We start from the raw sequence: 12,714 nt of genomic DNA on the forward strand, positions 1-12,714 counted from the left end.
GGGCGTCCATTCGCCAGACCGCGAAGACCGTCGCGGCTTTGCTCCGCGCGCGCTATACCGCTACGCTGTGCCTTCCCCCGGTTTCAGGACCTTAGATGCCACGTCCGATCCTTACCGCTACCGCCATCCTCGGCGCGCTGACCCTCGTGCCGCTGGCCACCTCGGCGATGGCGGCGGTCGATACCGACACGTATCGCGAGTTCGACCAGTTTCTCGACGTCTTTAACCGCGTGAAGGCGGAATATGTCGACAAGGTCGATGACAAGACGCTGATCAAGGGCGCGATCCAGGGGATGCTCGCAAGCCTCGACCCGCATTCGAGCTATGTCGATGCGCTGGATTACGAGAATCTGCGGATCATGACCGAGGGCAATTATGGCGGCCTCGGCCTGACGGTGCAGATGGAGGACGGCGCGATCAAGGTCGTCACCCCGCAGGAGGATTCTCCCGCGGCGCGCGCGGGCGTGAAGTCGGGCGATTACATCACGCACATCAACGGCAAGCTGATCTACGGCGATTCGCTCGACGAGGCGGTCGCACAGATGCGCGGCAAGCCCGGCAGCAAGATCACGCTCGGGCTCGTCCGGCCGGGCCGCGACAAGCCGCTCGACGTGTCGATGCTGCGCGAGATCATCGTCCAGAAGCCGGTGAAGTGGGAGGTGCGCGGCGATGTCGGTTATATCAACATCAACACCTTCAGCGAGAATACCGGCGCGGACACGCGCGCGGCGATCATGGCGATCGACAAGTCGCTGGGGCATCGTCCGCTCGGCTATGTCGTCGATCTGCGCCAGAATGGCGGGGGGCTGCTGACCCAGGCGATCGCGGTCAGCGACGCGTTCCTGGATCATGGCGAGATCGTATCGCAGCGCGGCCGCGAGAAGACGGATATCGAGCGCTACTACGCCAAGCCCGGCGACGACGCGCATGGCCTGCCGGTCGTCGTGCTGACCGATCCGGGGACCGCGTCGGCCTCCGAGATCGTCGCCGGCGCGCTGCAGGATCACCACCGCGCGCTGATCATGGGCGAACGCACGTTCGGCAAGGGATCGGTCCAGACCGTGCTCCAGCTCGGCCCCGAGACCGCGTTGCGCCTGACGACCGCGCGCTACTTCACGCCGTCGGGCCGGTCGGTCCAGGAGGGCGGGATCGAACCCGATATCCGCGTGCCGCAGATCAGCGATCCCGATCACAAGGCGCGCCCGGTGTTCCGCGAGGCCGATCTGCGTCGTCACCTGATCAACGAGGTCAAGGCCGACAATGCCGTGCTCGAGGAAGATACGAAGGATGATCCGCGCTTCTCGGCGACGCCCGAGGCGCTGAAGAAGCAGGGGGTCGAGGACTTCCAGCTCTATTATGCGCTGAAGACAGTCGCCCGGCTCGGCGGCGCCGCGCAGGTCGCCGCCGCGACCAAGGCACCTGTCAAGTGAGCGTACGCCGCGGGCTGGGGATGACGAAGAACGAGGAGATCGCCCGGTCGATCGCGCTCGTGCTGCCGCTGCTGCTGTTGCTGGGGGCGCTTGGATCGCAATATCTGGGCGGGCTCTATCCATGCGAGATGTGCCATTGGCAGCGCTGGCCGCATTATTCGGCGGTGTTGCTCGCGGCGGCGACGTTCGTGGTGCCGCAGCGCTCGCTGCGCGCCTCGCTGGTGCTCGTTGCGGCGTTGCTGATCGGGATCAGCGGCGCGATCGGGCTGTTCCATGCCGGGGTCGAATATCACTGGTGGAACGGCATCACCGCCTGCACCACGACGGTGTCGATGGCGGGCACGACGCCGGCCGAACGGCTCGCCGCGATCATGAACGCGCCGATGGTGCGCTGTGATTCGGCGCAGTGGTCGCTGGCGGGGATTTCGCTCGCCGGGTTCAACGCGATCTTTTCCCTGGGCGGCGCGATCACCATCTTCGTGCTGATGAGGAAGACACGATGACCACCGCGACCCCGATCCCGACCGTCCCGCGCGGCACCGGCTGGAAGCCGGGCGATCGCAAGCATCCGAGCGAGGCGATGGTCCGCGTCGACCAGGCCGGCGAATATGGCGCGATCCGCATCTATGCGGGGCAGCTCGCGGTGCTGGGCGACCGGCATCCGTCGTCGCGTCTGATCCATCACATGGCGCAGCAGGAGGAGCGCCACCGCGCGTTCTTCGACCGGATGATCGTCGAGCGGCGCGTGCGGCCGACCGTGCTGCAGCCGATCTGGAAGGTCGCGGGTTTCGCGCTCGGCGCTGTCACGGCCGCGATCAGCCCGCGTGCCGCGATGGCCTGCACTGCGGCGGTCGAGACCGAGATCGACAAGCATTATGCCGAGCAACTCGTCGCGCTGGGCGACAGCGATCCCGAACTGAGCGCGGCGATTCTCGATTTCCAGGCCGAGGAGCTGGAGCACAAGGCGACCGCGATCGCTGCCGGGGCGGAGGAAACCCCCGGCTATCCGGTGATGAGCGCGCTGATCCGGCTGGGGTGCAAGGTCGCGATCGCGACCGCGAAACGGATCTGACCGCGGCGCCGGCCGTTGGGACTGAAACGCGTGGCGTTGCGGCGTTCAGCCTAGGGCCACCGACGATCGCCGATCCTGTCGGCCAACAGATACGGATTATGGGAGTGGTGCGTATGAGGATGATGATGGCGGCGGCCCTGCTGGTCGCCGGCCCGGTGGCTGCGCAGACGGTGACGTCGGGTGCGGCAATCCCGGCCAAGCCCGGTGCCCCCGCAGCCAAGCCCGCGTCCGCGCCGGGTGAGGTGTCGCGCAGCGCGCCGGTCAACGGCGTGCTCACGCTGTTCGGCAACGAGCGCTGTCCGACCAATGCACAGGGCGAGGAAATCGTCATCTGCGTGCGTCGCAGCGCTCAGGAGCAATATCGCGTCCCCAAGGAGTTGCGCGAATTCGCCGTGACGCCCGAAAATGAGAGCTGGGCGGCCAAGGCGCAGGGCACCCTCGGCACCGGTGTCGGTGCGAACAGCATCGGCAGCTGCTCGACCGTCGGCCCGGGCGGTGCAACCGGATGCTTCGGCCAGCGCGTTCGCGAAGCGCGCCGCGAAAACAAGGAGCGCGCAGCCGAGGTGCCCGTCCTCCCCTAGGCTGCCGCGACTGGTTTGCGTGCAGACGTCTGACGAAGACCTGCGCGCGCTTGCCCGGCGTCGTGGTTACGGGTGACGCTTCAGCCCGCGGACGCGGTGCCAGATGTAGAAGCCGACCAGCGCGATCAGGACGATGCCGATCAGCAGGTCCGCGCTGTGGAAGGCGGCCTTCACGCGTGGATCGCTGTCCCATTTGTCGCCGAGCTTCATGCCGACCCAGGCAAGCCCGAAGCACCACGGCCAGGAGCCGATGAAGGTGTAGAGGTGGAAGGGCACGAGCTTCATCCGCGCGACACCCGCCGGAAAGGCGATGAACGAGCGGATGACGGGGAGCAGACGCCCGATCAGCACCGCCATGCTGCCCCAGCGCGTGAAGAACCGGTCCGCCGCATCGAGCTCGCCCGGCCCGATCAGGACATAGCGACCCCAGCGCTCCGCCATCGGTCGACCGCCACGCTTGCCGACCTCATAGGCGACGATCGAGCCGAGATTGCACCCGATCGCGCCCGCGGTGGCGGCGAGGTACAGGTCGAACCGGCCGGTCGACACCAGATAGCCGGCGAACGGCATGATGATCTCGGATGGAAGCGGAATACACGCGCTTTCGATCGCCATGAGGATCGCGATTCCGACATAGCCGCCGGACGAGATCACCCAGATCGTGAAGGTGGCCAGCACGGCCAGAATCTTTTCGAACATGGCGCGGGGATTTGCGCGATGCGGCGCGCGAAGGGAAGGGCCAATCGGTTCGCCTAAGCCAGCCGCGCGCCGGCCATCCGCAGATCCTCGACGAATCGCGCATATTCCTCGTCGGCCTGAACCTTGTCCGGCAGGCGCAGCAGGTAACTGGGATGGACGGTGATCCATGCCTCGCCGCCGCCGGGAAGCTGCAGCGCGCGGCCGCGTTCCTTGCCGATCGTCATCACCTTGCCGAACAGTGATCGCGCTGCGGTGGCGCCGAGCGCGACCGTCACCTTGGGCGCGACGAGCATCTGCTCTTGCTCGATCCACCACCGGCAGGCCTCGATCTCCCCGGCGCCGGGCTTGGCGTGGATGCGCCGCTTGCCGCGCTGTTCGAACTTGAAGTGCTTGACCGCGTTGGTGACATAGGCGCGGCTGCGGTCGAGTCCCGCCTCCGCCATCGCGCGGTCGAACATCTGACCGGCGGGGCCGACGAACGGCCGCCCGGCAAGATCCTCCTGGTCGCCCGGCTGTTCGCCGACGAACATCAGCGGCGCGTCGATCGGCCCCTCGCCGAACACGGTCTGGGTCGCGGGCTTGTAGAGCGGGCAGCGGGTACAGCCCGCGGCCTCGTCACTTAGCGCCTCCCAGGCGATCATGCTGTTGCCACCGACGACGTCGCGGGCGCGCTCGATCATGCCGCTCTCGCGCGCCTGTGCGGTGGCGATCATGCCGGGGACGAGATCGGTTTCGGGCATGTTCTTCCAATATTTGCGGGGCATTTCCTTCAACATCGCGCCGATCTTGACGCGCGCGGGGTTGAAGGTGCTGGCGTAATAGGTCTTCCAGACCTCTTCGGTCGGATCGCCCTCGGGTGCGTCGGTCTTCTTGGCGCCTGGCCCCTCGCTGAGCATCGTCCCGTCCCAGTGGATCGCGACCTCGGGGGTCAGGATCGACCAGCGCATGCTCGCGAAGCGATTGACGAAGAAGGCGGCGTTGGCGCGGACGATGTGGTGATCGGGTTCGAACCAGGCGACGAACCGGGTTTCGCCCTCCTCCTCGACCTCGCGGAAGCGCAGGAACGCGCGCATCTTGTGGATGTCGCGGCGGACGTCCTTCGCAATCCGGTCAAGCCGTCGCACGAGAGGATCGGCCCGATCCTCGATCAGCTTGGGTTCGCGGCGCAGGCGGTGGAGCAGCGTGTAGAGCAACGCGAACCGCTCCGGATCGCTGCCGAGGATGACGCTGCGGGCAAGATCAAGGAACGCGCGCGGGACCGAGACGGTCGCGGAGGCAGCCCGCGGCGCGGATGCTGCAGGAGGATCCGGTGGCACCGTCCCGAACAGGTCGGCGGGGGCACTGCCGACCTGCCACACGACATCGTCGGGTGGCACGTCATCGGCCATCAGGCCGCGCGCTGCATCGCGCCAGCCATCGAAATCGTCCGGTTCGGCAAGGGTTACGACGCGCATCGCCGGTTCTACGCCGGGTAGCGGCGCTTGTTCCGCCGCGCTTGTATCTCGACCCCGGCGGATCGCCGTCCTATTTTATGGTGATGACCCAACAGACCTCAGCCCCGGAACCCGCTCGTCCGCTGATCGGGCGCGATACACGCCTGTGCATGTCCTTGTCCGCGCGACCGGGCAATTTCGGGACCCGGTTCCATAATCGGCTCTATGCGCTGACCGGGCTCGACTATGTCTACAAGGCGTTCTCGACCCGCGACCTGGAGGGCGCGGTACGCGGTATCCGGGCGCTCGACATTCGCGGCTGCGCGATCTCGATGCCGTTCAAGGAGGCGGTGATCGCGCTGCTCGACGGACTCGCGCCCTCGGCCGCGGCGATCGACAGCGTCAACACGATCGTGAACGACGATGGCGTGCTGACCGGGCACAACACGGATTATGCCGCGGTCGCGGCGCTAATCGTGGATATCGACCCGGCAACGCGGTTCGTGCTGCGCGGGTCGGGCGGGATGGCGAAGGCGGTCGCCGCGGCATTGCGCGACACGGGGTTTCGCAACGGCGTGATCGTCGCGCGCAACGAACCCGCCGGGCGTGCGCTGGCCGATCTCTATGGCTTCGCATGGGCCGCGGATCTTCACACCGAAGAGCAGGCGGACCTGCTGATCAACGTCACGCCGATGGGGATGACCGGTACCGATGCGGATGCGCTCGCCTTTCCGCCGGCGATGATCACGACGAGCGCCATTGCGTTCGACGTCGTGCAATATCCCCCGGAAACGCCGTTCCTGCGCGCCGCAGCAGCGGCGGGGAAACGCTGCATCACCGGCACCGAGGTCGCGATCCTTCAGGCGCTCGAGCAGTTCGTGCTCTACACCGGCGTCCGCCCGAGCGACGCACAGGTCGCGGACGCCGCCGCCTTCGCGCGGGCTCACGGCTGAGCTCCGGCGGCGATTTACCCTTGTGATCGGGCAGGGGCGGCACAAGATATGCTGCACTGCACCATTCACGGAGCCGGGCGTCAAGGCGTCGGGCGCGCATGACGGGACGATCGATGGCCAGGCTTTCGGAAACACTCGCGCAACTGGCGCAGGCGCAACGCGCCGCGGCGGCGCGCTTCGCCGAGCAGCCGGAGGGCGAGGACTCACGCCTGCGCCCGCTCGAATCGTTCGGCGCAAATCCCGGCGCGTTACGTGCGTTGACCTATGTGCCCGAGGCGACGTCCGACCGGCGGATGCCGCTGGTCGTCGTTCTCCATGGCTGTACGCAGACCGCCACGGGGTATGACCGGGGGGCAGGCTGGTCCGATCTTGCCGACCGGCACGGGTTTGCCGTGCTCTATCCCGAGCAGCAGCGCGCGAATAACGGCAATCTCTGCTTCAACTGGTTCGACGCCGAGGATATTCGCCGCGGTGGCGGTGAGGCGCAGTCGATCCGGTCGATGATCGCGACGATGGTCCGCGACGTCGCGATCGATCCCGACCGCATCTATGTGACGGGATTGTCGGCCGGCGGCGCGATGGCTGGCGTAATGCTCGCCACCTATCCCGAGCTGTTCGCCGCCGGGGCAATCATCGCGGGGCTTCCCTATGGCACCGCGACCTCGATGTCGCAGGCGCTCGACCGGATGCGCGGGCGCGGCCTGCCCGCCGATCCCGCGCTGGCCGCACTGGTCGACGGCGCGGCGCCGGCCGGCGGACGCGTGCCGCGCGTCTCGGTCTGGCACGGCGATGCCGATGCGACCGTGGTGCCAGCCAATGCCGATGCGATCGTCGCACAGTGGCGCGGCGTGCACGGTCTCGCCTACGCACCCGACGAGGTCGAACAGGTCGAAGGCCATGCCCATCGCCTATGGCGCGACGCGCAGGGCCGTGCCGCGGTCGAGGAGTATCGGATCCGCGGGCTGGGCCATGGCACACCGCTGGCCACGACGGGCGCCGACGGCCTCGGCCAGCCGGGTCCGCACATGCTGGAGGCGGGGATCTCGTCGACGTTGCACAGCGCCGCGTTCTTCGGGCTGATCGAGCGCCCATCGGCGCGCGCGGCGGCGACCCGCGCGAAGCCGAAGCCCGCATCGCCGCGTCCGCACCCATGGAGTCACAGTCCGGGCCGATCGCAGGTCGGCGACATGATCAACGGTGCGCTCCGCGCTGCGGGGCTGCTGCGCTAGCCACAGGAGCGGATCCGGCAATGGTACGGGCGGGCGGCGCAGGCCGTGGCGCCAAGGATCGATCGAGATCCGCGCCAACCGCGAAGGCGGCAGCTTGCGGGGCGGCAATCCACTGTTATACCTTGGTATAACAGTCGTCGTATCCCGGGGGAAAATCCATGTCGTTGAAGCTCTTGGCCCTAGCTGGCGTCGCCACCGCCGCGCTTGTCGCGCCGGTTGGCGCGCAGGTCGCAAAGCCTGCACCGGTCGCCACGCTCGTCACCTCGGTCGATATTCCCTATCAGCAGTTCACGCTGAAGAACGGGTTGCGCGTGATCGTGCACACCGATCGCAAGGCGCCGGTCGTCGCGGTATCGGTCTGGTATGACGTCGGGTCGAAGCACGAGCCGCAGGGCCGCACGGGCTTTGCGCATCTGTTCGAGCATCTGATGTTCAACGGCAGCGAGAATGCGCCGGGCGATTTCTTCGCGCCGCTGAAGGAGGTCGGGGCGACCGACTTCAACGGCACGACCTCGTTCGACCGGACCAATTATTTCGAGACGGTCCCCGCCGCCGCGCTCGAGCGCGCGCTGTTCCTCGAGAGCGACCGGATGGGGCATCTGACCGGCGCGATTACGCAGGGCGTGCTCGACGAGCAGCGCGGCGTCGTCCAGAACGAGAAGCGCCAGGGCGACAACCAGCCTTACGGCCTCGTCCAGTACAAGCTGTTCGGCGGGCTCTTCCCCGCGGACACGCCCTATGGCCACACCCCGATCGGGTCGATGGCGGATCTCGACCGCGCCAGCCTTGCCGATGTGAAGGACTGGTTCCGCTCGCATTACGGGCCCAACAATGCGGTGCTGGTGCTCGCGGGCGATGTCGATGCGGCGACCGCAAAGCCGCTGGTCGAGAAATATTTCGGCGATATCAAGACGGGCCCCAAGTCGGTCCTGCCGACCGTCACCGTGCCGACGCTCGCAGCGCCGGTGAACGAGGTGATGAAGGACCGTGTCGCCGCGGTGATGATCACCAAGAACTGGGCGGTGCCGGGGATGCTCGATCCCGATGCCGCGGCGCTCGACGTCGGTGGTACGGTCTTGGGTGGGCTCGCCTCGTCGCGGCTCGACAATGCGCTGGTCCGCAAGGAGAAGCTCGCGGTCAACGTGTCCGCCGGCTATAGCGATATGGCGCAGATCGGCATGTTCACGATCCGCGCGATCGTGCGGCCGGGCGTCGACCCCGCGGTCGTGTCAAAGCGGCTCGACGAGATCCTTGCCGACTTCCTGAAGACCGGACCGACCGCGGACGAGATCCAGCGCGTCCAGACCCAGGCGGTTGCGGGCCGTATCCGCGGCTATGAATCGGTCGGCGGGTTCGGCGGCAAGGCGGTCGCGCTGGCGGGCGGCGCGCTCTATGCGAACGACCCGGGCCGCTACAAGAAAGAGCTGGCGGCGATCGCGGCGCAGACGCCGGCGAGCGTCAAGGCCGCCGCGACGCGCTGGCTGACGCGCCCCGCCTATACGCTGACCGTGGTCGACGGCGAGCGCGACAAATATGAGGAGGCGGTCGTACCGCCTGCGGTCGCGGTGAAGCCTGCGGCCGAGACGCCGGTCAAGGGCACGCGCGCCGGCGGTATTCCCGCGGTCGGCACGCTGACCGGGCTTGCCTTCCCTGCGGTCGAGCGCGCGCGGCTGTCGAACGGGATCGAGCTTGTCTATGCGCGGCGCGATGCGGTGCCGATCACGCAGGCGGTGCTGAGCTTCGACGCGGGCTATGCCGCGGATGTCGCGGACAAGCTCGGCACGCAGCAGCTGACGCTGAGCGTGATGGACGAGGGGACGCGGACGCTCGACGGCATCGCGCTGGCCGAGGCGCGCGAGCGGCTGGGCGCGTCGATCGGGACGGGCACCTCGCTCGACCGGACGACGCTGTCGATGAGCGTGCCGAGCGCAAACCTGACGCCCGCGGTCGCGCTGTTCGCGGATATCGCGCGCAATCCGGCCTTCGCGGACGAGGAGGTCGGCCGGGTCCGCAACCAACAGCTGGCCGGCATCCAGCAGGAACTGACCAGTCCGCAGGGCCTGGGCAACCGCGTGATCGGCAAGCTGATCAACGGAGACACCCCTTACGGCAAGGCGATGGGCGGTGGTGATCCGAAGGCGGTCGCCGCGCTGACGCGCGCCGACCTGATCGCGTTCCAGCAGGCGTGGCTGCGCCCCGACAAGGCGAAGATCTTCGTCGTCAGCGACCGCCCGCTCGCCGAGGTCAGGGCGGTGCTCGACCGCGGGTTCGGCGACTGGACGGCGCAGGGGCCGGCGGGCGTCAAGAGCTTCCCGACGACGCGCACCCCGCTGACGCCGAAGATCGTGCTGGTCGACCGGCCAAACAGCCCGCAATCGCTGATCCTCGCGGGCCAGCGGACCGGGTTGAAGGGCAGCGACGACATGCTGGTGTTCAACACCGCGAACGATGCGCTGGGTGGCAGCTTCCTCAGCCGGATCAACATGGACCTGCGCGAGGAGAAGCACTGGTCCTATGGCGCAGGCGGGCGGTTCCAGACGGCCGCGTTTGATGCGCCCTATGGCATCTCGGCCGGGGTGCAGGCGGACAAGACTGGTCCGTCGATCACCGCGCTGCAACAGGACGTGACGCAGTTCGTGACGACCAAGCCGATGACCCAGACCGAATTCGGGCTGGCGATCGACGGCGGGATTCGCGCGTTGCCCGGCAGCTTCGAGACGTCGGGCGCGGTGCTCGGCGCAATGCAGCAGAATGATTTGTTGAAGCGCCCCGACGATTATTACGCGACGATCACGCGACGCTACGGCGCGCTGACCTTGCCGCAGCTGAACACCGCGATCGCGGGAGTGATCGACGTGAAGAAATTCACCTGGGTGGTCGTCGGCGATGCCAAGACGGTCAAGCCGCAGCTTGACAGCCTGGGGTTGCCGGTCGAGGTCGTGAGCGCGGCTTCGGTCGCGGGGCTGCCGGTGGTTCCGGTGACGCCGCTTGCGGCCAAGGCCAAGTAATCGAAGGAGAGAATAGCATGGCAAATGTCGATGGCAGCTGGGATTGCGTCGTGAAATCGCCGCTGGGCGATCAGAAGATGACGCTGACTGTGAACAGCGCGGACACCAGCTTTTCGGGCGCGGTGTCGGGTGCGATGGGCGGCATGGATGTGACCGGCGAGGTCGATGGCGACACGCTGAGCTGGAAGCAGGCGATGACCGTGCCGATGCCGATGACGCTCGACTGCAAGGCGACCGTCGATGGCGACACGATGACCGGCACCGTCGGTGCAGGCGCCTTCGGCAGCTTCCCGCTGTCGGGAACGCGCACCGCTTGATCGCCTCTGGCATCATGACGTGACGAAGAACGGCCCGTCTTCCCGGTGGAAGGCGGGCCGTTTGCATTTCGGAGAGTGGGATGAGTTTGAAGATCCATCGCCGTGCGGTGCTCGCCGGCACGATGCTGGGCGGCGCGGCGTCGCTGGTACCGGCGCTCGCGCAGGCGGCCGAGGCGCCCGCGACGCCGCTGTCGCGACTGTTCGACCAGCTCGTCCAGGCGCAGTTGCGGCGCAGTCCCGAGAGCGCGACCTCGCTCGGGCTCGACACGGGTGCCAATGCCGATCTGCGTGCCAAGCTGTCGGACCAGTCGGCGACAGGGATCGCCGCGGCGCGGACGCAGACCAAGGTCGAGCTGGCGCAGCTTGCGGCGATCGACCGCGCCGGGCTGTCGCCGGCGGAGCGGATCGACCTCGATTGCGTGGTCTATACGCGGCGGTCGGCGGCGGCGGTGCAGGCGTTCGATTTCGGCGGCACGTCCTATGGCCCCAGCCCCTATGTCGTGTCGCAGCTCTCGGGTGCGTATCAATCTGTGCCCGATTTCCTCGACACCAAGCACCGGATCGAGACGAAGGGCGACGCCGACGCCTATCTGCAGCGGCTCCAGGCGTTTGCCGGACAGATCGACGCGAACACTGCGCGGATGCGGCATGACGCGGGCGTCGGCGTGGTCGCCCCCGATTTCATCCTCGACCTCGCGCTCGACCAGATGACCAAGACGCGCCAGCCCGCAAGCGAGGCGCTGGTCGTGCAGAGTCTCGTCCGGCGCGCGGCGGCCAAGGGGCTGGGCGAAAGCTATGGCCGCGATGCCGCGCGCATCTATGACGCGGCGGTGCTGCCAGCGCTCGACCGGCAGATCGCGGCCACCCGCGACCTCCGCCGGACGGCCACGCATGATGCGGGGGTGTGGAAGCTGAAGGAGGGCGCCGCCTTCTATCCCGCCGCGTTGCACGCAACGACGACGACCAATTTGTCGCCCGACGAGGTGCACAGGTTCGGGCTCGACCAGGCGAAGATGCTGTCGGCGCAGCTCGATACGCTGTTGCGCAAACAGGGGTACAGCAAGGGAAGCATCGGCGCGCGGATGGCCGCGCTCTACAAGAATCCCGACCAGCTCTATCCCAACACCGATGCGGGCAAGCGCGAGGCGATCGCCTATTGCAACGACCGGCTCGCGGCGATCCGCGCGAAGCTGCCCAGCGTGTTCGAGCGGATGCCACCTTATGGCTTCGAAGTGCGGCGCGTGCCTGCGCAGACCGAGGCCGGTGCCGCCGCGGCGTTCGCACAGCCGCCCGCGATCGATGGCTCGCGGCCGGGGCTGGTCTATTTCAACCTGAAGGACAGCGCCGACTGGCCCAAATTCTGCCTCGCGACGACGGTCTATCACGAGGGTCTGCCGGGGCATCAGATGGAGAGCGGGCTTGCGCTGTCGAACACCCGGCTGCCGCTGATCCGCAAGATGACGAGCTTTTCGGGCTATGGCGAGGGCTGGGCGCTCTACGCCGAACAGCTCGCGGACGAGATCGGGATGTATGACGACGATCCGCTCGGGCGGCTCGGCTATCTGAAATTCCAGCTGTTCCGCGCGAACCGCTGCGTCGTCGATACGGGCATCCATCACCTGCGCTGGACCCGCGAACAGGCGATCCGCCATTTCATCGACGCGGAAGGCGAGGCGGAGGGCTTCGCGACGCGCGAGGTCGAGCGCTATTGCGTCAACCCGGGCCAGGCGGCGAGCTACAAGCTTGGCCATTCGGTGTTCGTCGATATCCGCGAGCGCGCCAAGGCGAAGATGGGCACGACGTTCGACCTCAAGGCCTATCATGCGGCGGTGCTCGCTTATGGGCGCGTACCGCTCGATATGCTGCGCGAGATCGGCGATGCCTGGATCGCGAAGGGCTGACTGAAGGACACGCTCAGCGGCGGGCCGCGTAATTCTACGTAATCGCCCGTTAAAGCCTGACCATGCAAGGGGAGGGGGATGCCGAGCGCTC

The 12,714-nt window shown here is 67.5% G+C and carries 11 protein-coding genes; 9 read left to right on the forward strand and 2 right to left on the reverse strand.

Going from position 1 to position 12,714, the window contains the following annotated elements; translation table 11 throughout:
* The first annotated feature begins 95 nt into the window (after positions 1-95).
* From C8J24_RS08015 to C8J24_RS08030, 4 genes are all read left to right on the forward strand, one after another.
* Entirely contained in the window at positions 96-1,430 is a 1,335-nt protein-coding gene (locus C8J24_RS08015) for a S41 family peptidase (RefSeq protein WP_031439957.1), read from the forward strand.
* A gap of 20 nt (positions 1,431-1,450) precedes the next feature.
* Entirely contained in the window at positions 1,451-1,933 is a 483-nt protein-coding gene (locus tag C8J24_RS08020; RefSeq protein WP_031395676.1) for a disulfide bond formation protein B, read from the forward strand.
* Positions 1,930-2,502: a demethoxyubiquinone hydroxylase family protein gene (locus C8J24_RS08025; RefSeq protein ID WP_042466726.1), complete on the forward strand. Its 573-nt coding sequence runs from the start codon at positions 1,930-1,932 to the stop codon at positions 2,500-2,502. Before C8J24_RS08020 ends, C8J24_RS08025 begins: the two co-directional genes overlap by 4 nt.
* 113 nt (positions 2,503-2,615) lie before the next feature.
* Positions 2,616-3,083, forward strand: coding sequence for a hypothetical protein (locus C8J24_RS08030; protein ID WP_056408911.1), 468 nt, complete (start codon positions 2,616-2,618; stop codon positions 3,081-3,083).
* Positions 3,084-3,149: 66 nt separating this feature from the next.
* Here C8J24_RS08030 and C8J24_RS08035 read toward each other — a convergent pair whose 3' ends face one another.
* Both C8J24_RS08035 and C8J24_RS08040 read right to left on the reverse strand, forming a co-directional pair.
* Positions 3,150-3,782 (reverse strand): DedA family protein, encoded by a 633-nt coding sequence (locus C8J24_RS08035; RefSeq protein ID WP_107931608.1) that lies wholly within the window; start codon positions 3,780-3,782, stop codon positions 3,150-3,152.
* A 53-nt stretch (positions 3,783-3,835) separates the two neighbouring features.
* Positions 3,836-5,236: a UdgX family uracil-DNA binding protein gene (locus tag C8J24_RS08040; RefSeq protein ID WP_107931610.1), complete on the reverse strand. Its 1,401-nt coding sequence runs from the start codon at positions 5,234-5,236 to the stop codon at positions 3,836-3,838.
* A gap of 83 nt (positions 5,237-5,319) precedes the next feature.
* On the opposite strand from C8J24_RS08040, the gene C8J24_RS08045 reads away from it, so the two are divergent.
* The 5 genes from C8J24_RS08045 to C8J24_RS08065 all read left to right on the forward strand — a co-directional run bounded on the left by C8J24_RS08045 (position 5,320) and on the right by C8J24_RS08065 (position 12,623).
* Positions 5,320-6,168, forward strand: a complete 849-nt coding sequence (locus tag C8J24_RS08045) for a shikimate 5-dehydrogenase (protein ID WP_107932686.1) — start codon at positions 5,320-5,322, stop codon at positions 6,166-6,168.
* 113 nt (positions 6,169-6,281) lie between these two features.
* Positions 6,282-7,397: an extracellular catalytic domain type 1 short-chain-length polyhydroxyalkanoate depolymerase gene (locus C8J24_RS08050; RefSeq protein ID WP_107931612.1), complete on the forward strand. Its 1,116-nt coding sequence runs from the start codon at positions 6,282-6,284 to the stop codon at positions 7,395-7,397.
* 158 nt (positions 7,398-7,555) lie between these two features.
* The gene (locus tag C8J24_RS08055) at positions 7,556-10,405 is read left to right on the forward strand and encodes a M16 family metallopeptidase (protein ID WP_107931614.1); all 2,850 of its coding nucleotides are present in this window, start codon (positions 7,556-7,558) and stop codon (positions 10,403-10,405) included.
* 17 nt (positions 10,406-10,422) lie between these two features.
* A complete protein-coding gene (locus C8J24_RS08060; RefSeq protein ID WP_031439525.1) occupies positions 10,423-10,722 on the forward strand; it encodes a hypothetical protein in 300 nt (99 codons plus the stop codon).
* An 80-nt stretch (positions 10,723-10,802) separates the two neighbouring features.
* On the forward strand, positions 10,803-12,623 hold the full coding sequence (locus C8J24_RS08065; protein WP_167396724.1) for a DUF885 domain-containing protein: 1,821 nt from the start codon (positions 10,803-10,805) through the stop codon (positions 12,621-12,623).
* The last annotated feature ends 91 nt before the right edge of the window (positions 12,624-12,714 follow it).

The sequence above is a fragment of the Sphingomonas aerolata genome, from assembly GCF_003046295.1.
Taxonomy (GTDB): domain Bacteria; phylum Pseudomonadota; class Alphaproteobacteria; order Sphingomonadales; family Sphingomonadaceae; genus Sphingomonas; species Sphingomonas aerolata.

Excerpts from the sequence above, each read along its gene's own strand:
- C8J24_RS08065 (WP_167396724.1), top strand. The coding sequence starts at position 10,803 with ATGAGTTTGAAGATCCATCGCCGTGCGGTGCTCGCCGGCACGATGCTG.
- C8J24_RS08045 (WP_107932686.1), top strand. The coding sequence starts at position 5,320 with ATGACCCAACAGACCTCAGCCCCGGAACCCGCTCGTCCGCTGATCGGG.
- C8J24_RS08025 (WP_042466726.1), top strand. The coding sequence starts at position 1,930 with ATGACCACCGCGACCCCGATCCCGACCGTCCCGCGCGGCACCGGCTGG.
- C8J24_RS08015 (WP_031439957.1), top strand. The coding sequence starts at position 96 with ATGCCACGTCCGATCCTTACCGCTACCGCCATCCTCGGCGCGCTGACC.
- C8J24_RS08030 (WP_056408911.1), top strand. The coding sequence starts at position 2,616 with ATGAGGATGATGATGGCGGCGGCCCTGCTGGTCGCCGGCCCGGTGGCT.
- C8J24_RS08055 (WP_107931614.1), top strand. The coding sequence starts at position 7,556 with ATGTCGTTGAAGCTCTTGGCCCTAGCTGGCGTCGCCACCGCCGCGCTT.
- C8J24_RS08040 (WP_107931610.1), bottom strand. The coding sequence starts at position 5,236 with ATGCGCGTCGTAACCCTTGCCGAACCGGACGATTTCGATGGCTGGCGC.
- C8J24_RS08060 (WP_031439525.1), top strand. The coding sequence starts at position 10,423 with ATGGCAAATGTCGATGGCAGCTGGGATTGCGTCGTGAAATCGCCGCTG.
- C8J24_RS08050 (WP_107931612.1), top strand. The coding sequence starts at position 6,282 with ATGGCCAGGCTTTCGGAAACACTCGCGCAACTGGCGCAGGCGCAACGC.
- C8J24_RS08035 (WP_107931608.1), bottom strand. The coding sequence starts at position 3,782 with ATGTTCGAAAAGATTCTGGCCGTGCTGGCCACCTTCACGATCTGGGTG.
- C8J24_RS08020 (WP_031395676.1), top strand. The coding sequence starts at position 1,451 with ATGACGAAGAACGAGGAGATCGCCCGGTCGATCGCGCTCGTGCTGCCG.